The organism is Bacillus sp. FJAT-50079 (genome assembly GCF_018343515.1).
Lineage (GTDB): Bacteria > Bacillota > Bacilli > Bacillales > Bacillaceae_C > Lederbergia.
On sequence record NZ_JAGYPD010000001.1, the window covers coordinates 604,903 to 625,294 of the forward strand.

Genomic DNA, 20,392 nt, shown 5'->3' on the forward strand with positions numbered 1-20,392 from the left:
TTACCATAGCATTAACCATCTGCCATGCGGTATGAATCAAAAATTAAATTGAACAGCGGAAGGGGCAGCATTTACAATGCTATTAAATTTCATATAAATTTCATCGATCCTATCAATTTCCTCTGGTTCATATTCCGTTATATTCATAGACCGGCTAATTAGTTGCCGGCCTTCTTTTAAATTTAATATTTCACCCGAAGTAATCATTTGTGAGACAATATTCCCTAAGGCGGATGATTCAGTCGGACCAGCAATTACATTAACACCGCAAACATTGGCAGTTAAACGACATAATAGTTTATTATTTACTCCACCTCCGACGATATGTAATACATCTATCTTCCTTTCAATTACTCCTTCTAACTTTGCTAGCGCTTTCTTGTAGGTTAAAGCGAGACTATCAATTGCACAGCGAACAACCTCACCTACTGTTTCCGGCCTTTCTTGTCCAGTGGCTCGGCAATACAATCTAATTTCCTCCACCATATTTTCTGGTTTTAAAAATCTCGTATCGCTACAATTAATGATAAATCTAAATGGTTTTACTTTTTGGGCTTCCTCAACTAGCTCTGCAAAACTATATTGCTCACCGTACATTCGATGAATTTCTTGGATGATCCACATGCCTGTCATATTTGTGGACACACGATACGTATTAAATGCGCCCAACTCATTCGTATAGCTTTCTTGAAATGCCCTTTCAGAATTAATAGGTTCACTATTTTCCACACCCAGAATTGACCACGTTCCACTGCTTAAAAACGCCCAGGAGATTTCTTCTTGAAATGCCGGTACACCAACAACAGCAGAAGCTGTATCATGCGATGGAACCGAAACCAACTGACAAGCTGGCAAATCATATTTTATAGTCAGTTCATCTTTAATTCCCCCTAAATTCACTCCTGGGTTAATCAAATCTGGAAATTGATCTCTTTGCAGACCAAGGAGATCGACTATATCGCTATCATAATCTTTTGTACTTACATTCAATATTTGCGATGTTGAAGCAGTGCTCGAAGCATTCGTATAACGCCCTGTTAATCGATAATATAAATAATCTGGAATGAATAGGATGTTTGAAGTCTTTTCAAGTTCGTTTGAATCATGCATGAATAGCTGCGCCAGCGTATTGTATGAATAATAAGAAATCCCTGTTTTTTGATAAATGACTTCCAGCGGCATATATTCCTCGATTGCCTCCAGGGCCTGATTTGTCCGTGGATCACGGTAACAATATACTTCCTGAACACGGTCACCTGATTCGTTCAAAAGTACATAGTCAACACCCCACGTATCAATTCCCAACATCGTTTGAGTAATTCCCCTTTTTTTAGCAATCTTTAACCCTTCAATGATTTCAAGAAAAAGTCCTTCGATATTCCAAAAGTAGCCTTTATCCTTTTTTATAATTTCATTTTTAAATCTATACACTTCTGTAAGCCGAATTTTTCCATCAACTATGCGCCCCAATACAAGCCGCCCACTCGATGCGCCAATATCTACAGCAATATAATTATTCACTCACAACACTCCTAGATTTTCAAATGATACAGTGTAAGAGACTGTATTTACCCTACCTTGATTATCCCCATCACAAATTTGACAGTTGATGTTTCTCTTGATACGCTCCAATCAACTTTAATCATTCGTAATCAAGGAGGATTAGCATGCTTCCATATGACAGAAGAGAAGGTATAATTAACCTACTAAAAAATAAAAAAAGTGTTTCGGTGGACGAGTTTTGTACTTCATTATACGCTAGTCCCGCCACGATTCGCCGTGATTTAGCTGCACTTGAGAGAGAAGGTATGATTCGGCGAATACGTGGCGGCGCTCTATTACTCAGTGAACATTCACATGAAGTTCCATTCACATTACGCGAAAAAGATCAAACCGATAAAAAGGAAAAAATGGCTTCTCTCGCAGTCCAACTAATTAAAGATGATCAAAAAATTTTTTTAGATTCCAGCAGCTCTGTGCTAAGGCTTGCCCGAAAACTAGATCGTTTTAAAGGTTTAACTATTTTAACAAATGGAAATGAAACTTCTAAAGATTTAGGAGAAAGAACAAGTGCTGAAGTCTATTGTACAGGTGGCAGAGTACGGGAAAATTCCGCCTCTCTAGTAGGTGCGCAAACCTGTGAGTATATCGCTCGCCATAATGCGGATATCGCATTTTTATCTTGTCGTGGCTTAGACCCAACAATTGGCGCAACTGTTTCGACTGAAGATGAAGCGATTGTTAAAAGACAATTCTCTTTGCATGCAAAAATCGTTGTCCTTTTATGCGACAGCTCCAAATTCAATAAACAATATTTTTATACTAGCATCCCCATGAATAAAATATCTGTTATTGTGACAGATAGAGAAGTATCACAAGATTTTTATAATGTAGCAAAACAAAATAATATTAAAATTATCTCTAGCTAAGTTAATGCTAAAGCATTATAAAAATGCCAGACATAATTATTAAGGGGAACTATGTTCCCCTGATGATTCCTTTATTGTGTAACTAAATTAAATCCAACTGTAATTTCTTCTATTTCTTCCTCACTAATATTGATCACTTCGCCGATATTTTTTGAATAAACCAACGCCTTAGCGCTATATTCCGCTACTTCTAACATATCAAATGAACTTAATAAACTATCGGCAGTGACGACTGCATACCCATTTTCAACTAATAAAACAGGGTTATCCTTCGCAATTTTATCGGCGATCATTTTATCATGCTCCTCACCAATTCCGAATGGAACTTTATGAATATCACGAAGAACAATATAAGCTTCAGGAATAATATGAGTATTATATTCCGTATCTGTAATTGCAAATGCCATTAAATAACGTGGATTTGCTATGATGACCGAATTCACATCTGGATGCTTTTCATAAATGGTTGTATGTAATTCATATAAATCACATGGAATCTTCCCTTGTTCACGTAAGTTACCTTTAATCAACACTAAATCATCAACTTCCATGTAATTACGATCTTTTTTATATGGTGTAATCAAGACGGATCCATCACTTAATCGTGTTGAGAAGCTTCCTGCAGTGCTAATAAATAGTTGACGGGAATACAATCGTTGAATTAACTTGCACATTTCCTTCCTTGCAGTTACCTCTTCATTTGTATGATTCATAAAAGTAAATTCCTTTAACTCACTAGGTCTATACATATCAATCTTTTGCAAGCTTTGCTTAGACAATTCATGGGGAATACCTAATATTCTCGCATTAATTTCAAGATAAGCTACATCCTCTAATGTTTCAAACAGTGAAAAGGCTTCAAAAATATTGCTTTTACCAATGACAATACCGTGATTTTCAAGAATTACTGCATCGCTACCTTTTTCAAATTCCTCAGCAATATTCTTTTTTAATTTTTCGCTACCCGGAATAGCATAAGCGGCTATCCCTATTTTTCCTCCTACATTTGCATACGCATTTGGAATTAATTTATCATTAGGTGCTTTTCGAGCCATACTGAAAGATACTAAAGCTGGTGGATGAGCATGAACAACGGCTTTGATATCTGGACGAGCTTCATAAATACCTTGATGAAAGGGTAATTCAACAGACGGCCTATGGATTCCTTCAATCGTTCCGTCCTTTTTCACACACATAATATCCGTTCTTTTTAACTCACCTTTGTCGATCCCTGAAGGAGTAATCCAAAGATCACCATGATCGTCTAGTATTGACAGATTCCCTCCAGAAATCGTTGTCATTCCATATTGGTAAATTCGGTCCATCATCATAACAAGCTGATCTGCCGGATGAATAAAATGATCATTCATACATTTTTCCCCTTTCATACATACTTTCTAGCTGTATTATATGGCGTGTTTTTCTTCCTTACAATGATTGGCGGAAAAGTTGAATACTAACAAGGATAACGAGCAGATTTAATCAGGTTTGAACAAATTCGATCAATAAAACCTAATAAATAATGGAGCTCCCTATAAACTAAGGAGGGGCTCCATTATTTCACTCTTTGTAGCTATGATGTTTATGCCAAACAAACATAAATCCGTTATTTACCTCGGTAAAGAGGTGATCTTATTCATAAATACCTCTCATTCTCTTTGTGCTCAATCCGGAAAGTTATTTAACGCAAAAAAGCTATGAATATCAAGGCGTTTGTACAGTTTCATTGCAAAATAAAACTGCTTGTTCAAGGGCGCTCAAATACATTAGTCTTTTGAATTTCTGGACGAAAACGGTCATGCTTAAAAATTTCCGTTTTACATTTCGGTTCTAAGCAGTGCCCAATTTCTCAACCTTAGTAACATCCCCGCTCCCAATTTATTTTTCTCATATCATTCTTACTTTGAGACAAGATAACAATAACTCACGGAATCTGAGTGAGAAAGCAAATATTCCAAGGAGGATACACATCATTGAGCAATAACGATAAAAAATCAAAAAAAAATCAGTCCAACCAACCTAAACCATTGAGTGGATCTCACAAAGTGAAGAATCAAAATCACTCGAGGCAAAAGAAAAACAGCAGTCACGATATGTAGATTTTACATGCATTGGATTCAAAAAAGCTTCCTCCAGTACCATGATGATGAGACCGGAGGAAGCTTCATTTGTCACGCTGAATCTTTATAGCTTTTATTTTATTACTATCCACTTAATGTTTTTCCACTCTTTTCCTTACCTCTTCCATTTTATTATAAAAGTCACTTTCCATATCTCGTTCAAAGAAGTTACCCAACTTGCTTAAATAGGCAATACAGTCTGATATTTCTTTCCCTAACTCCTTTGATACGTGCTTTTGAGCAACTTTAAATGCTTCTCCTTCTTCCCATCCCTCTTGAATCATTTTCTCAGTACTAACAAAAAGCTCTCTTAATAACTCGGCGATTTCAGCTACTTCCGTGGAAAGCAACATGTGATTCATTAATAATGACATTTTACTTTGCTCATATGATCCATTTTTTATTTGATAATTAAGCTCTTGATGGTACTCTTTGGTAAAATTTTGTAGCTTCTTCATCATACACCCCTTGTTTATCTAACCCCTACTCAATTATATATTCGCTTGCATTTAGGTATTTGTACTAGTAGAAATAGACACATCCACCTTTGGCTCCGGCACTCGCGCAAGAATGATGATTCCAATGATAAATAAGATGACTAAGCTAAATACTCCATTAGCAGAGTTTCCTGTTATTTGAGCGGTTACGCCTAATAAGAGCGGTCCCATGATTGCGGCAAACTTTCCAAAGATGTTATAAAAACCGAAGAATTCATTTGCACGTTCTTTTGGAACGAGTTTAGCAAAATACGAGCGACTTAACGCTTGAATTCCACCTTGTGAGGTTGCTACAAGCATCGCCAATATCCAGAAGTCTAGAGCTGTTTTTAAAAAATATGCGTAAATACAAACGATAATATATATAATAATTCCAACATAGAGCATTTTTTTCCCAGAAAACTTCTCTGACAGCTTACCATATAAAATGGCAAATGGGGCGGCAACGACTTGTGTTGCAAACAAAATAAGTAATAAACTCACTGTACTAATACCTAAATCTGTCCCGTATGCGGTTGACATCGAGATAATTGTTCCCACTCCATCAATATAAAAAAAGTAAGCGAGCATGAATAAAAATAACGCACGATATTGGCGAATATCCTTAAAGGTTTGCCCGAGGCGCTTAAAGCTATTTACAATTGGGTTCGGTTCTCTCTCAATATAATAGCGCTGATGAACATGTTTAAACATAGGAATGGTGAACAAGCCCCACCAAACTGCTGTAATAAAAAATGCGAGTTGGCTCGCACGTATGTCAGATAAAGGAATCCACTCATTTTGAGCTGAAATAATGATAGCAATGCTAATAATAAACGGGATGGTACTTCCAATATAACCTATCCCATAGCCACGAGCGGAGACCCGATTCATTCGTTCCTCACTCGTCACATCCACGATAAACGCGTCGTAAAATACGTTCGCTCCCCAAAAACCTAAGGCGGAGATCGTATAGAAAATTAATAAGAGCAGCCATTGTTCACTTGGGATAAAAGCAAGCATCGCGGTACCAATCACACCTACAATAAAAAAGAACGTAAAAAACTTCTTCTTATATCCTTGATAATCGGCAATCGTCCCTAAAATTGGACCTAGCATCGCTAAGATAAATGTCGCGATCGCAATCGTATAGCCCAAATATGCAGTAGAATTTGCTGCACTAATTCCCGCATTTGTCGCTGATGCCTTATAAAAAATGGGAAAGACTGCTGAAGTAATAATAATAGAATAAGCTGAATTTGCCCAATCATATAGCATCCAACTATTTTCTCCTTTTGTGTACCTCCCCATCCCTTCGCCCCCATCTCATTTATTTTTTACAATGATTTCTTCTAAGATCCTACCGTCTGTGTTACCGAGATCAACTCCTAGCAGGCGGGCAAAGGTTGGGCCCTCATCAACAAGATGCATGGTTGGTAGAACGATCCCTGTTTCTATCCCCTTTCCTGATGCCATAAAAACGGTCGTATAATCTGGCTTATCTGGAGAATAGCCGTGTGAAACGACCGTATATTTCCCAGCTTCTACATCTTGCTCTGTAATGTCATCGATCAAATTTCCATCCAAATATTCAGTGAAATAATATCCTTGACGGGCCTCAATCATAAATGCTGCATGCTCATCAGCCCCCCTAGCACCAGCTTCCTTACTAGTTAAGACCATTTCAATGCCGGTGCTTTCATCTTCCATTAGCTTCTGTAAGAGTCCCGCTACCTTTGATTGCGTTTGCTCATCCTTCACATAAATATAGGCAGATCCGTCACAGCTTTTGCAATAAGCATCCCAGGCTGCTACATGCCCTTGTTTATTTATTTGAATAAGACCTTGATCCTTCAACAATACATTGGGCTTAATCGCTTTCGCTTCATCTAGAGCACTATGATCACCAAGCACTATGATCGTGGAATCTTCATATTGGCCACTATCCTTTAATGCTTGAATCATCCGGCCAAGTCGGATATCATGACGGCGAAGAGCCTCATGCGCTTGTTCTGAAGAAAAGCCATGAAAGTGACGTTGTGTATCAAGATCTGTGAAATGTACGAGCAGTAAATTCGGTTTATACGCTTTAATCGTATGAACAGTAGATTCTAGTACAAAATCGTCAAGCTCTGGCTGACTTAATCCTTTTCGAATATGACCGAATTGTTTATTCATTTCTAATTGAAAACGAACACTTCCATTCATCAATGATACTGGAATTTGGTGATGCCATGGTCGATTGGCGAAAATTTCTGGCATATTATAATCAATGTTCGCTTTTGCAGTGACGGGCCAAAGTAAGGCAGCTGTTGTCATGCCGGATTTCTTTGCTTCATCATAAAGAGTTGTTCCCTTTACGTAATGACGGTGCCAATACCAATCAGGAGAAAGTCTTCCAGGCTGGAGCAATGTATTATTAATAATTCCATGATGCTTTGGAAATTTCCCTGTTACAATTGTTGTATGGCAAGGATAGGTTACCGATGGGTAAATCGTCTCGACATTTTTACAATAAGACGCCGTTTGCAAAAACGACTTGAAATGAGGAAGCTCTTGCAACATCGAAAAATCTAATGATGAAAGACAATCAAATGAGATAATAATTAGACGATCGGTTAGACGCTCCACATAGTCCCTCCCTTATTGATTGAGATTGTATACGTATATATTCAACAAAAAGCTTGGATATCCCTTTATAAGCAAAATACATTCCATGCTCCTTATAATAATGGCGCTTGAATCGATACTTTTACTGGTCGCAATTCCGATTGGATGACCGCACCAAGCCGCTTAAATTGCAAAATTGCATCGAATAATTTCAAGCTCGTATGCATCTTCTCATCAATATGAAGAGAACTAGAGATGGTAAAATTGATTGTCCCACTTTCTTCCGTCTCTACATGGAAAGAAATCGTCTTATCCGCTGTCTGCGGCGATTCATGTAACAAATAAATCAAATCATCAATGACAACGCTTAGATAGCGTATTTGCTGAACGGTTGTCGGTGCATTCATTTCTCCTGATACTTGTATGAAAACGGAAAATACGCTTGCTAACTTTCTCTTATTAATTAAGAAGGCGTAGAGTAACTCGTCTTGTACGAGAGACAAATCCGAATGTAAATTTAATTGTTCAGGACTTTTATCAAGCTGATTCGTCTTAATATAATCCGTAATAAGTTGTGGCATTTGTCGTTCTGATAACTTCTCAATCACTTTAAAATGCTTGATGTCATCAGCCATTAGCTTCTCTACGAGCGCTGTCATCTGCTGTTCTTGATTTAAAAAGAATTGCTTCGCTTCGATGATTCGTTTCTTTTGGAACTGGATATGTAGAAACAAAAAGAATGATAAGATGATAAAAATCGTGACCATAATCAATACGATCGCCATTTGTTTATGCCCCGAATCTTCAGTCATCAACACAAACATAATCAACCACGTAAACACATACGTCATAATCGAAATCACTGCGATCGTGATCTTATATTTTCGATGAATAGAGGGAGCTTTTATGTAAAAGCGCAGCTCATCTAAATGTGACTTTGAAAAATGAATAATAAAACATAACGCGAAAACAAACAGGAAATTTACAATTTGAATAAGTGTCATTCCATTGATCTTAAAAATAATCTCAAAATAATCTAATTTTATAAACCGAACGAGCAACTCGATGAATACCATTTGTGTAAATACATAAATTCCATACCCCATGCTTGTGATCACAAGCGCTTCAAGTCTTTTAGCTCGAAAAAATAACATAACAAGCAAATATATAACGACCATTTGAATAGAAATGATAAGTATGATCGGCATTGTTGTCATTCTTAATCCGATCGATAGTACACTCATCATTAGAGCCATGATTATGATCGATTTCACGTATTTGCGAAACGGGTAGCCTAGTAAAACAATTGGTAAGATTAATAGAGCGATCCATTCAAATATTGACATAAAAAAGGTAATTGCTTCATTCATAAATTATAGCTCCTATATTTTTTATCTATTTTTGCATTCACGAACTATGCTTGATCAATGGTATTTCCACCCTCACTTCTGTCCCTTTTGGCAGACGATTTTGAAGCGTAATGGTACCACCTAACGTTTCTACGATCGCCTTACAAACTGGTAACCCAATACCTGATCCCGTATCCTTTGTTGTAAAAAGCGGGTAAAAAATTTGATCGATTTGATCAACGGGAATTCCAATTCCATTATCCGCAATCAAAATCGATACATTCTCACTATCTTTCTCAAGGAAAATATCAATTGAACAATCTTTACCACATGCCTCAATCGCATTATTAATTAAATTAATAAGTAATTGCTCTAGTCGGTCTGCATTGCCTTTTATATAAACTTCCTCCAAAAGACTTGTATTAAAATAAATATTTTGATACTCGGGCTGCATTTGGAAAATAATAACTGTTTTTTCAATAATGTATTTTACGTCAACAATGGACACGTTATCTCGTTGAAAATCCGTTGTTGCCAAACTAAGCAGCTCTTGAATTAACGCTTCCATCCTTAATGCTTCGTCTTTAATAATTGATAAATAATGTTGAATCTTCGGATTTGCTTGGACAACCTCATCTTGCTCAAGAAACTGTGTAAAGCCAATGATTGATGTTAATGGGTTACGAATTTCATGCGCAAAAAAAGCAGACATACGCCCGACAATTTCATCATAATTTGCCGTCTGCCTCTCTACATTTACTTCTTCTTGATTCGTGTCGATATTATTGTCTTGCTTTTTCCGAGATATTCTATTGAATAATTGCCTTATCATTCGTATTATAAACTCCTATGCAGTTTAATAATTAGATCATCTTTAATTATAGTACAATAATGTCTTGAAGACTCTGGAAATTGAAACCGAAAAAAATCCCGTTCAAATAAAGTAACGGGATCTTTTATTTATTCATTTGTGCAAGAAAGTCTCCAAGTGGGTCTTCCTCCATCTCTTCCTCTTCCTCAATCATAACGGAACTTTGAGCTCCCTTTAGTGCTTCCCAATCAAACTGATCTAAATCGTCATCAAGATCATTCATTTCAATCGGAGGATGGTTACTCTCTTGTTCAATATCCACTGTCTGCAAATCCGCTTCAGCCTCGATGCCAGTGCTCACTTCCTCTTGTAAATACAACGCCTCATCCACATCTAATGCATTGCTATTTAGCGATGTAAAGAGCGCAGCCGTCCGAATTGGATCAGATAATAACTGGTATACAATGCTTCCTAATAACGCCTCTGAATGCTCATGCTTGAGCCAATCACGCTGAGCTTTACTTAACCCTTTAGGAAGGGGGATGGTGATTGCCTCTCTTTGTTTAATAAGAGAATCACTCACCCCTTCCAACACAAACTCTGCAACTTTACTTGAGAAGTTTCTTCTTTCAACTTCCTTTAGTCTTTGCAATTGTTTTAAAATATGGTCAGATGTATCAGAAGGAATTCGGAATGTAATGGGCTGCCCCCTCTTCAATCCCTTTTCTGTCATGAAATATCACCCTATTTTGATTTGACCAGCTTTTCTTCTTGTTTTTGGTTTTTTCTTGCAAAATCGGAAATTAACTTATAATAAGCGTTAGCCATCATCCAAACACTTTCTTTTTCATCCTCAAAGAAGTCGATGTTATAACCGTCCAAACTATTATTTAACGCCTTCAAATAATCTTTTAGGACAATCGATCCTCCACCGATGAAATAACAAATTTCCGTTTGCGAGTTTCTTTGCCATATGTTTCGTAGGTGGCGATATTGCTTTTTGGCTAATTCAAGTAAAATTCGATCGACAATATCGTGAACACTTGTCCGGCTTCCTTTTACCATAATATGATTGCGGTCATTTTTCTTTGTAATGATCTCGACAACGTCGCGACGGCTATCTAATTCCACACCATGTCGAGAAAAAATTTCCTCCCGAATTGCATCTAGTGACTCAGATACACCTAAATTAAAGCCTTGGGCTTTATCATCATCGACTTTGCGATTTTTAATCACCGCAACATCTGTTGAAAGACCACCGATATCTTGTATAAGGATTCGTTTATCAATCAATTCTTTATTAATAATATTTAAATCATTGTCCATCACAAGATTAATAAATGCGGCAAACCCTTCTGGATACACTTTTACTTCGTCAAATTTAATATTTACCTTTAAACCTTGGTACTTCGGAGTAACTAAAAACTCTACTTGGTGAACAGAGCCGAGCAATTGTGAGCGATACCCGACGTCCTTGCCTTCTTTCACTTCTCTTAATGGGAGGCCAGTTCCTAATGTATACGTCGCTTCGATCACATTATTTGAACGTTTAAAAATCTTTTTATTTTCGTCTCTGGCTGCATCTAATGCTAACGCAGCAAACATCATGACAAGTGTTTGATCTTCTTCAGATTTATTGCTTCCTGGATCTAGTTCAGTAGAATTTCCGCTTTTTGTCGCCAAATTCCCTACCCGATAAATTGCATTATTATCTTTTAAAGTAGGAGAATGGAGACGTATATGTATCCCATCTGTCGGTTCTTGATTATCCAACTCTTCAATCCCAATGATCGGGCGATCCGCAATATCATGGGCAATTACATTCGGTATATTTAGTTCTGTCTCTAACTTTCCAAAAATCGCTTTTAACGAATCATTTCCTACATCAATTGCTGCAATTCGTGACTGTGTCAATAAAATCATCCTTTCGGTTAATAGATTACTATAATAAAAGAGTATCGAAATTTCCTTGGCAGGTCAATCCTATATACCCAACTATTACATATTTGTAAACTTATATACATTTTCGTAAACATGTATACAAATGTATAAACAAGCTTTAGAATCAACAAGTACACAGTTTTGTAAACTTGTGTACACCATCCGTATACATCACCACCTAAAAAGTAAACAAGTTTACTAAATTGTAAACATCCACTAATTGGATATTTTCCACCTGTTTTTAATAATTAATTTCCCTACTTCCTCACTCTCTGTTTATGTTTATCATTGTAAATTTGTGGGTATTTTTTATGGAAAAGGATATTCTAACTACATAGTCACCATGAGTACAGAAAAATAGAAGGATTGACAGAATACAGTTATTATTCTAAAATACAAAAATTTATTTAATATTAAGCTTCAACTAAAAATAATGTTACAATTTAAAGGTTCATTATTTTTAAACATGAACAATATTGCTATTCTAAGAAAGTAAACGGAGGAAAATCTATGTCGGATATAAATAAGCAAAAGATTGTTGATAGTGTCCCACAAAAGGGATTTTTCGGACACCCTAGGGGATTGCTTACCCTGTTTTTCACTGAATTTTGGGAGCGTTTCTCCTATTACGGAATGCGAGCGATCCTTGTTTTCTATATGTACTACGAAGTATCAAAAGGTGGATTAGGGCTCGATGAACATACTTCCCTTGCGATTATGTCTATTTATGGGTCACTTGTTTACATGTCCGGAATTATTGGCGGCTGGTTAGCTGACCGTATATTCGGAACATCGAATGCCGTATTTTACGGTGGAGTTTTGATTATGCTTGGACACATCGCATTAGCTATCCCCGGTAGCATTACAATGTTTTTCGTGTCGATGGTATTGATCGTGCTTGGAACAGGATTGTTAAAGCCGAATGTTTCAAGTATGGTAGGCGATATTTATAGTGAATCTGATAACCGTCGCGATGCCGGCTTTAGCATATTTTATATGGGGATTAATCTTGGAGGATTTCTTTCTCCCCTCATTCTCGGAGAGGTGATGAAGTATAGTTTCCACCTCGGCTTTGGAATCGCTGCTGTCGGAATGTTCTTCGGATTAGTCGTATTCATTTTTACGAAGAAGAAAAACCTAGGTCTAGCAGGTACGTACGTTGCTAATCCACTAGCGCCGACTGAAAAGAAAAAAGTCTACACGATGATTGGTTTAGGAACGCTCCTCATCGTAATCTTGCTAGCCATTACCATTCCAGCTGGAGTGCTAACAATTGATACATTTATTAAGCTAGTAGGTATTTTAGGATTCCTTATCCCAACTGTTTATTTTATTGTTATGTATCGAAGCCCAAAAACGACAGCAACAGAACGCTCAAGAATTATTGCGTTTATACCTTTATTTCTTGCTGCTGTTATGTTCTGGTCGATTCAAGAGCAAGGCTCTACGATTCTCGCCAACTTTGCCGATAAACGCACACAATTAGAATTTGCCGGTCTAACGATTTCACCCGCATGGTTCCAGTCATTAAACCCGCTTTTCATCATTATTTTTGCGCCTGTATTTGCTTGGCTATGGGTTAAATTGGGGAATCGTCAGCCATCAATCCCACAAAAGTTTTCATTAGGCTTATTACTCGCTGGTCTCTCTTTTCTCGTTATTCTATTACCAGCTTATTTTGGCGGAGAACATTCACTTGTAAATCCATTATGGCTTGTTCTAAGCTATTTCATCGTTGTACTCGGGGAACTTTGCTTGTCCCCTGTTGGTCTCTCTGCCGCAACAAAACTGGCGCCAGCTGCTTTCTCAGCGCAAACGATGAGCTTATGGTTTTTATCAAACGCCGCTGCGCAAGCATTGAACGCACAAATTGTTAAATTTTACACGCCTGAAACGGAAATGTTGTATTTTGGCGTTATTGGTGGAATGGCGATTATTTTAAGTATTCTTCTCTTCCTCGTAACACCGATTATTCAACGGTATATGAAAGGTATACGCTAATGCTTGACGAAGGAGTTCGCTCTTTCGTCTTTTTTATTTTTAAGTAGTTACCTGCTCCAACGCTTATTTACTCCTGAATAAAGCGGATCATTGGACGTTACCCAATAAACAACGTATTCTTTTTTTAAAAGCATCGCTAAGGGAGTGGATTTTTTGGCTGTGAAATCTTTTCAAAATACCCTGTTATCAATTCTTGATCTTGTCCCAATTACGGAAGGCGGCAATGCTACTGAATCATTTAAAAATAGTGTTGAGGTGGCACAACATGCTGAGGAGTGGGGATATAACCGCTATTGGCTTGCAGAGCATCATAATATGCCGGGGATTGCCAGCTCTGCTACTTCCGTCATTATTGGCCATATTGCAGGTGCGACAAAGAAAATCCGCGTCGGCTCTGGCGGCATCATGCTGCCCAACCATGCCCCGCTCGTCATCGCTGAACAATTTGGTACATTGGAGTCCATCTACCCCGGAAGAATCGATCTCGGCCTCGGGCGGGCGCCTGGAAGCGATCGGGCAACGGCTTATGCATTGCGCCGTTCATTAGTAAGCGGCGGGGATGATTTTCCCGAACAGTTAGAAGAGCTCCAAGCTTACTTTGAAGGCAATGATCGAGCGGCTGTTCATGCGTATCCTGGCGAAGGATTGCAAATTCCAATTTGGTTGCTTGGATCAAGCGGCTTTAGCGCCCAGCTCGCCGCTTTTAAAGGACTGCCGTTCTCCTTTGCTAGCCATTTTGCACCTGATTATACACTGCCAGCATTGCAGCTCTATCGTGACAATTTTAAACCGTCTGATAGCCTTCAAAAGCCGTATGCAATGGTGGGACTTAATGTGATTGCCGCTGACACCGATGAAAAGGCACAGCGGATTGCAACGACGCTTCAACAGCAATTTTTAAGCTTAAACCGGGGAACACCAATGAAAGTGCAGCCACCTGTTGATAATATGGACGAACTTTGGTCCTCGTTCGAGCGTGAAGCGGTCAATCGAACACTTGATTCTCGCTCAACCATTATCGGTAGTCCAGAAACAGTCAAGCGCGGGCTTGAAGAGTTCATCGCAAGAACGCAAGCAGATGAGCTGATTATCCGCTCCACCGCATATTATCAAGAAGACCGCTTGCGCTCTTACGAAATTATCGCGGACTTAATGGAATAATCGCAAATAAAAACTTCTTGCCTTTACTTAGCAAGAAGTTTTTTATTTATTCATGGACGATTAACGATCGTACCTTCCCTTCATTTACATCAATTAAGCCATGATCCGTTAGTTTTAGTGCCGGACTAACTGGAAGAGATAAAGTACTTAATGACATGATAATATTATAATGTTTGTATCCTAATGACTTGAGCGTATTTGTTGTGTGCTCTACTTGTTTTGCAACATCTGCCAATGGTTCCTCTGATAGGATGCCACCAACGGCCAACGGAAGCATACTTAGGATTTGACCGTTCTCTACACAGCAAATCCCACCTTGGTTTTTGATCACTTCATTAGCGGCGATCAACATATCCTCTTCATTTCTTCCAACGACTAAAAGATTATGATTATCATGCGAATATGTCGTCGCAACGGCTCCGCGTTTTAGAATATCTCCATTGATCAATCCATATGCACGATTTCCGTTTTTTCCGTATCGTTCAAAAGTAGCTATTAAACCGTACGGACTTTCCTGCCAACAGAGCTGTCCATTTTCGACACGAAGCTGTTCATGCGTTTCTCGCGTAAATGTCGAACCATCTTTTACATTAATAATACGACATGAATAAAGGCCATTCTCATACTCGATCGGGACAAGGAAATCTTCCTTCCCAAGTGGATCCAGCTTCACACTTTCATAGTAAGCTGTTGGAAACTGTTTGTCCTTTTTAGCTTGAATATATGGCTCCTCTGCATCATACACCAATCGCCCATTTTTATATACTTGCTCAATATCGAATGTCTCTAAATGAGAAACGAGTAGGAAATCAGCTAATTTTCCTGGAGCAATTGCGCCACGATCTGATAATTGCATGCGCTTTGCTGGTGTATACGTGCAAGCATAGATCGCCTTTTCCGGCGCCATCCCCATCTCGATTGCCTTTTTCAAAATATGATTAAGATGACCATTTTCGACAAAATAATCGGTCATTACATCATCAGTGACAAAGCAAAAATGCTCGTCCACCTGCTGGGTCATTAAATACTCCATAACCTCTTTTGTCATTGACTTCTCTTGAATTTCAATAAACATTCCTGCAGCAATGCGCTCTTCCATTCCCTCTACCGTTTGATGTGTATGGTCTGAATCAATTCCAGCATACACAATTTTTTGCAAATCTAAATCAAGTAGGCGCGGAACATGACCTTCGATAATGAGGTTCGGATATCGTTTGCGAACATGTGCTAATATTTGGTTTGTTTTACAATCCGGATCAGATATGACATCTGCAAAATTCATAATCTCCCCTAAACAAGCGATGTTCTCCGTTTCCATTAACTCATCAATATCGTTTATTTCAATCGATCCGCCTGTCGTTTCCATCGATGTAGCAGGAACCGAGCTTGGGATCGCAAAAAACATATCTGCGATACAATCCTTGCTTGCACGAATCATTTCCTTCATTCCAGCAATTCCAAATACATTGGCGATTTCATGAGGTTCAGGAACAATCGTCGTCGTCCCGTTTTTAATGATTCCATAGGAAAAAGTGGCAGGAGTAACCATCGTGCTTTCAATATGCAGATGGATATCGATGAGTCCAGGGACCATATACTTTCCATTTCCATCAATCACTTGTTTTGCAATGAACGTCTCTTGTCCACGTTTTCCGATATACAAAAACGATTCATCAACAATCGCGACATTGCCTTTTATAAATTTTTTAAAATAACTATTATAAACGTGCACATCCTTAACAAGGATATCAACATTCATTTCTTTCCCTCCCTGTTAGTCAACAAGCACCATTGGCTCTCTCGGAATTTCAAGCACCACTTCTTGACCAATTTGATAAGGAGTATCCATTTCCTTATTCACGGTGAGTTCTCCGATCGATGTGTCGACAACATACTGATAGCCTCTACCGAGATATGTGCTTACTTTCACTTTGCCAGGGAACGTATTTCCCGGAAAATGATCGCTCTCCTCTTTCCCGTGAATGAGTAAATCATCAGGGCGGATAGCGCCAATTTTACCTGTTTCATTCGTCATTCGTTCATTCTTGTGAATAACAAATTCGAAATCTGCTTTCTTTAGTGTAATCTCATTTCCAGCATCTTTCCGTTTGTCAAAAACAATAAAGTTCTTAAAGCCGATAAATTCAGCGACAAATTTTGTTTCCGGATACTTATATATCGAAGCAGGATTGCTTAATTGTTCAATAATCCCTTTATTCATAATCGCTACTTGATCAGAAATCGCAAAGCATTCCTCTTGGTCATGTGATACATACACAGTTGTAATTCCTAGTTCCTGCTGAATGCGCCGAATTTCTTCACGCATATTTACACGTAAATTCGCGTCCAAATTACTTAATGGCTCATCGAATAAAAGTAAATCTGGTTCGATCACAAGCGCTCTTGCAATCGCTACACGCTGCTTTTGACCACCGGAGAGCTGCTTCGGAAATCTCTTTTCAAATCCGTGTAAATTTACAATTTCCAATACATTCATTACCCGCTTTTCAATCTCATCCTTCGAAACTTTTCTTAGGCGAAGACCGAAGGCAACATTATCAAAAATTGATAAATGCGGAAATAACGCATAGTTTTGAAAGACGAATCCAAAGTTGCGCCTATTGACAGGTACTTTTGTATAGTCTTTATCTTTAAATAAAAACTTACCGCTATTCGCTTGCAAAAAACCAGCGATCAAGCGTAATGTCGTCGTTTTTCCACAACCGCTCGGTCCTAATAAGGAAACGAGCTGTCCTTTTTCAATTTCAAGATGAAAGTCTTTTAATATATTTTGTTTGTTGTAAGCGACTGATATGTCTTGTAAAGTAAATAAAGCCATCGATCATTGCCCCCATTAACGTTTTGTAAAATAAGATAATCCCATAAGCCGCTCAACGATAAACATAAATAAAGCCGTAAGAATCATTAATAATACAGATATTGCTGCAATCGTCGGGTCAAAGTAATTTTCTACATAGGTTAGCATTTGAATCGGAAGTGTACTAACCCCTGGACCTGTCATAAATACGGAAATATCAACATTGTTAAATGATTCTAGGAAAGCAATCATGACCGCTGCGATAATTCCTGATTTAATATTTGGTAAAACAATCGTGAAAAATGTTCCAAGCTTACTTGCTCCTAGGCTTTCTGCTGCTTCCTCAATCGAAAAGTCAAAATTCGCCAAGCTAGAGGAAATGACTCTAATAATGAACGGAAGCATAATGATCGTGTGACCAATGAATAAGGCCGTATAAATCGGCAAATGATAGGCAACGACAATATAGCGTAAGAACGTAAAGCCGAGCACAATCCCCGGGATTAAAATTGGAGAAATAAAGAACGTATTTAAAATGGTTTTCCCTTTAAAATCAAATCTGCTTAACGCATAAGCCGCCGGTACGCCAAGAAGCAACGCTAAAATATTGCCGGCAAAAGAAACAAGAATCGACGTCTTAAACGTGCTTATAAACATTTTTACTTGGAAAATATTTTCATACCATCTAAAGGAGAACTGTTCGGGCGGGAACTTTAAAATATTGCCGCCCTCAAATGAAGTAATAGAAATAATGACTAAAGGCCCCAGCAAAAATACAAATACTAGGAATGTAAACAGGGCCAATCCTCGACTTTTTTCCTGCATACACCCTCTACCCTTCTGGATTAATTTTTTTGGCAATGATATTCATGCCAGTAATGATTAGAATCGTCACGACAATCATGATCGTTGCAACAATGGAAGCCAATTCCCACTGGTTCAACGTAATCGCATTTTGATATAAGAATGTGGAAACAACTCGTTGCTTTCCACCTAGTAATGCCGGTGTTGTATAAGCGGTAAAACTGCCGACAAATACGAGAATGCTCCCGATCACTAAGCCCGGAATACAAAGCGGGATGACGACCTTTGCAAAGACAGCCACTCTAGAAGCACCTAAGCTTTCAGCCGCCTGTAACAGATCTACCTCAATATTTTCCATCACGCCGACTAACGTAATAATAATAAGTGGCATGAATAAATGAACCAATCCGATAATAATGGCGGTCGGTGTATACAAAATATCGAGCGGCTGATCGATTAACCCGATCGCCAAAAGTGTTTTATTGACGACGCCATTTTTCCCAATAATAATCATCCAGCTAAAAGAGCGAACAACCGGGCTCGTTAAGAGTGGGAAAATCGTTAATAATAATAAAATGACCTTTGTTCGCATTCCTACTTTAGAAATATAATACGCGACTGGAAAGCCAAGAATGATACAGATAATCGTTGTGACCAAGCTTACCCGCAGCGTCGTCAGTAATATTCCCATAAAATATCGGTCTTGAAAAAACTGAATATATCCTTGAAGGCTAAAGCCTTGCTCTGTAAAAAAAGTCGTTCCAATCGTAAACACAATCGGAGCAAACATGAAAATGGTCAAAAATAATACACCTGGTAAAAGTAACAGGTAAATAAAACGTTTTTTCATCTCATTAACCCCTGTCATATGATGAATTGATAATGCTTATAAACAGGTTAAAAAATTCCTCTGAATGAACTTCTAAACAAACGGCAACATTCTTTCTTTTGTTTAAGCGATTTTGAAAGTCACAAACAAGTTGCCCGTCACAAAGATCGCTTCTCGTTTCAACATCTACATAATGGTCTTCTGTCACCACAAGCTCTTTTTGCAACGCAACCGCGACAGCTAATGGGTCATGCATCGCACAGCCCGACACACCATTGCGTTCAAAATACCTTTTTCGGTAGTCTAACGTACTATCGTTAATATATTTTGCGAGTTTCTTATTTTCGATCATTTGGATATGCTCTTCGGTTAAAAGCACCTTTCTTGTTACGTCCAGCCCTACTTGGGTTATAGATGGGAAACCAGCTTGGATAACAATTTTCGCTGCTTCGGGATCAACAAAGATGTTATATTCTGCATTCGGCGTTACATTCCCACTGCCACGGACAACGCCCCCCATGAAGATTACTTCTTTTACTTTATGAACAATTTCCGGACATTTTTTTATCGCCAATGCTAGGTTTGTAAGCGGACCTGTCATGACTAATGTGACTTCACCAGGGAAATTAAGAACGGAATGGATGATAAAATCAGGGGCGTAACCCTCATCAGGCTGCTTTTTCGCTTGAATGTCGGCAAGTGCACCGCCAAGGCCATCCTCACCATGTACCCGATGTTCAAAAAAGGGAGTTCTAAACAGGGGAGCATGCGCCCCCTTGATCACATCGATCTGTTGCTCATTTAATAAATCTAAGATCTTGCACGTATTCCGTGTAGCTGACTCTAGGGACACATTGCCATTGACCGTTGTAATCCCTAGAATATCAAACTGACGACTTTTTACCGCTAAAATGATGGCAAGCGCATCATCGATTCCTGTATCAACATCAAGTATTAGTTTTCTCTTCATTTATGACTCCTTAAAGGGATGTTCAAAAAGTCCGGTAAAAATGACACATCGAATTTCTTCGTTGGCTTGCTTT

18 protein-coding genes are annotated in these 20,392 nt (G+C 38.3%); 4 read left to right on the plus strand and 14 right to left on the minus strand.

Going from position 1 to position 20,392, the window contains the following annotated elements; all coding sequences use genetic code 11:
* Positions 1-36: 36 nt before the first annotated feature.
* Positions 37-1,521, minus strand: a complete 1,485-nt coding sequence (locus KHA95_RS02810) for a rhamnulokinase (protein WP_213135927.1) — start codon at positions 1,519-1,521, stop codon at positions 37-39.
* Positions 1,522-1,667: 146 nt separating this feature from the next.
* Here KHA95_RS02810 and KHA95_RS02815 point away from each other — a divergent pair, with 146 nt between their 5' ends.
* Entirely contained in the window at positions 1,668-2,429 is a 762-nt protein-coding gene (locus KHA95_RS02815; protein WP_213135928.1) for a DeoR/GlpR family DNA-binding transcription regulator, read from the plus strand.
* Positions 2,430-2,500: 71 nt separating this feature from the next.
* Here KHA95_RS02815 and KHA95_RS02820 read toward each other — a convergent pair whose 3' ends face one another.
* Positions 2,501-3,799 carry a class II aldolase/adducin family protein gene (locus KHA95_RS02820; RefSeq protein WP_213135929.1) on the minus strand — a complete coding sequence of 433 codons (1,299 nt, stop codon included), beginning with the start codon at positions 3,797-3,799 and terminating at the stop codon, positions 2,501-2,503.
* Positions 3,800-4,402: 603 nt separating this feature from the next.
* On the opposite strand from KHA95_RS02820, the gene KHA95_RS02825 reads away from it, so the two are divergent.
* A complete protein-coding gene (locus tag KHA95_RS02825) occupies positions 4,403-4,528 on the plus strand; it encodes a small acid-soluble spore protein P (RefSeq protein WP_213135930.1) in 126 nt (41 codons plus the stop codon).
* A gap of 113 nt (positions 4,529-4,641) precedes the next feature.
* Here KHA95_RS02825 and KHA95_RS02830 read toward each other — a convergent pair whose 3' ends face one another.
* The 7 genes from KHA95_RS02830 to KHA95_RS02860 form a co-directional block, all read right to left on the minus strand.
* Positions 4,642-5,007, minus strand: coding sequence for a nucleoside triphosphate pyrophosphohydrolase family protein (locus KHA95_RS02830; protein ID WP_213135931.1), 366 nt, complete (start codon positions 5,005-5,007; stop codon positions 4,642-4,644).
* Between the two features lie 51 nt (positions 5,008-5,058).
* A complete protein-coding gene (locus KHA95_RS02835) occupies positions 5,059-6,336 on the minus strand; it encodes an MFS transporter (protein WP_213135932.1) in 1,278 nt (425 codons plus the stop codon).
* Between the two features lie 15 nt (positions 6,337-6,351).
* Complete coding sequence (locus tag KHA95_RS02840; protein WP_213135933.1) at positions 6,352-7,656, minus strand: alkaline phosphatase family protein; 1,305 nt, start codon at positions 7,654-7,656, stop codon at positions 6,352-6,354.
* A 92-nt stretch (positions 7,657-7,748) separates the two neighbouring features.
* A complete protein-coding gene (locus tag KHA95_RS02845; RefSeq protein ID WP_213135934.1) occupies positions 7,749-9,005 on the minus strand; it encodes a hypothetical protein in 1,257 nt (418 codons plus the stop codon).
* Positions 9,006-9,042: 37 nt separating this feature from the next.
* Complete coding sequence (locus tag KHA95_RS02850) at positions 9,043-9,816, minus strand: sensor histidine kinase (RefSeq protein ID WP_213135935.1); 774 nt, start codon at positions 9,814-9,816, stop codon at positions 9,043-9,045.
* 124 nt (positions 9,817-9,940) lie between these two features.
* A complete protein-coding gene (locus KHA95_RS02855; protein ID WP_213135936.1) occupies positions 9,941-10,528 on the minus strand; it encodes a hypothetical protein in 588 nt (195 codons plus the stop codon).
* Between the two features lie 11 nt (positions 10,529-10,539).
* The gene (locus KHA95_RS02860; protein ID WP_213135937.1) at positions 10,540-11,709 is read right to left on the minus strand and encodes a ParM/StbA family protein; all 1,170 of its coding nucleotides are present in this window, start codon (positions 11,707-11,709) and stop codon (positions 10,540-10,542) included.
* A gap of 537 nt (positions 11,710-12,246) precedes the next feature.
* Here KHA95_RS02860 and KHA95_RS02865 point away from each other — a divergent pair.
* Positions 12,247-13,737, plus strand: coding sequence for a peptide MFS transporter (locus KHA95_RS02865; protein ID WP_213135938.1), 1,491 nt, complete (start codon positions 12,247-12,249; stop codon positions 13,735-13,737).
* Positions 13,738-13,890: 153 nt separating this feature from the next.
* Positions 13,891-14,898 carry an LLM class flavin-dependent oxidoreductase gene (locus KHA95_RS02870; protein ID WP_249316464.1) on the plus strand — a complete coding sequence of 336 codons (1,008 nt, stop codon included), beginning with the start codon at positions 13,891-13,893 and terminating at the stop codon, positions 14,896-14,898.
* Positions 14,899-14,944: 46 nt separating this feature from the next.
* Here KHA95_RS02870 and KHA95_RS02875 read toward each other — a convergent pair whose 3' ends face one another.
* From KHA95_RS02875 to KHA95_RS02895, 5 genes are read right to left on the minus strand one after another with little or no spacing between them, the layout of a single operon-like run.
* On the minus strand, positions 14,945-16,657 hold the full coding sequence (locus tag KHA95_RS02875) for an adenine deaminase (RefSeq protein WP_213135940.1): 1,713 nt from the start codon (positions 16,655-16,657) through the stop codon (positions 14,945-14,947).
* Between the two features lie 15 nt (positions 16,658-16,672).
* A complete protein-coding gene (locus KHA95_RS02880; RefSeq protein ID WP_213135941.1) occupies positions 16,673-17,737 on the minus strand; it encodes an ABC transporter ATP-binding protein in 1,065 nt (354 codons plus the stop codon).
* 15 nt (positions 17,738-17,752) lie between these two features.
* Positions 17,753-18,541 (minus strand): ABC transporter permease, encoded by a 789-nt coding sequence (locus KHA95_RS02885; protein ID WP_213135942.1) that lies wholly within the window; start codon positions 18,539-18,541, stop codon positions 17,753-17,755.
* Positions 18,542-18,548: 7 nt separating this feature from the next.
* Entirely contained in the window at positions 18,549-19,370 is an 822-nt protein-coding gene (locus tag KHA95_RS02890; protein WP_213135943.1) for an ABC transporter permease, read from the minus strand.
* 4 nt (positions 19,371-19,374) lie between these two features.
* Positions 19,375-20,319: a nucleoside hydrolase gene (locus tag KHA95_RS02895; RefSeq protein WP_213135944.1), complete on the minus strand. Its 945-nt coding sequence runs from the start codon at positions 20,317-20,319 to the stop codon at positions 19,375-19,377.
* Positions 20,320-20,392: the final 73 nt, after the last annotated feature.

Coding starts and splice junctions, on each gene's coding strand:
- KHA95_RS02815 (WP_213135928.1), top strand. CDS start 1,668: ATGCTTCCATATGACAGAAGAGAAGGTATAATTAACCTACTAAAAAAT.
- KHA95_RS02820 (WP_213135929.1), bottom strand. CDS start 3,799: ATGAATGATCATTTTATTCATCCGGCAGATCAGCTTGTTATGATGATG.
- KHA95_RS02830 (WP_213135931.1), bottom strand. CDS start 5,007: ATGAAGAAGCTACAAAATTTTACCAAAGAGTACCATCAAGAGCTTAAT.
- KHA95_RS02835 (WP_213135932.1), bottom strand. CDS start 6,336: ATGGGGAGGTACACAAAAGGAGAAAATAGTTGGATGCTATATGATTGG.
- KHA95_RS02845 (WP_213135934.1), bottom strand. CDS start 9,005: ATGAATGAAGCAATTACCTTTTTTATGTCAATATTTGAATGGATCGCT.
- KHA95_RS02850 (WP_213135935.1), bottom strand. CDS start 9,816: ATGATAAGGCAATTATTCAATAGAATATCTCGGAAAAAGCAAGACAAT.
- KHA95_RS02855 (WP_213135936.1), bottom strand. CDS start 10,528: ATGACAGAAAAGGGATTGAAGAGGGGGCAGCCCATTACATTCCGAATT.
- KHA95_RS02865 (WP_213135938.1), top strand. CDS start 12,247: ATGTCGGATATAAATAAGCAAAAGATTGTTGATAGTGTCCCACAAAAG.
- KHA95_RS02875 (WP_213135940.1), bottom strand. CDS start 16,657: ATGAATGTTGATATCCTTGTTAAGGATGTGCACGTTTATAATAGTTAT.
- KHA95_RS02880 (WP_213135941.1), bottom strand. CDS start 17,737: ATGGCTTTATTTACTTTACAAGACATATCAGTCGCTTACAACAAACAA.
- KHA95_RS02885 (WP_213135942.1), bottom strand. CDS start 18,541: ATGCAGGAAAAAAGTCGAGGATTGGCCCTGTTTACATTCCTAGTATTT.
- KHA95_RS02890 (WP_213135943.1), bottom strand. CDS start 19,370: ATGAAAAAACGTTTTATTTACCTGTTACTTTTACCAGGTGTATTATTT.
- KHA95_RS02895 (WP_213135944.1), bottom strand. CDS start 20,319: ATGAAGAGAAAACTAATACTTGATGTTGATACAGGAATCGATGATGCG.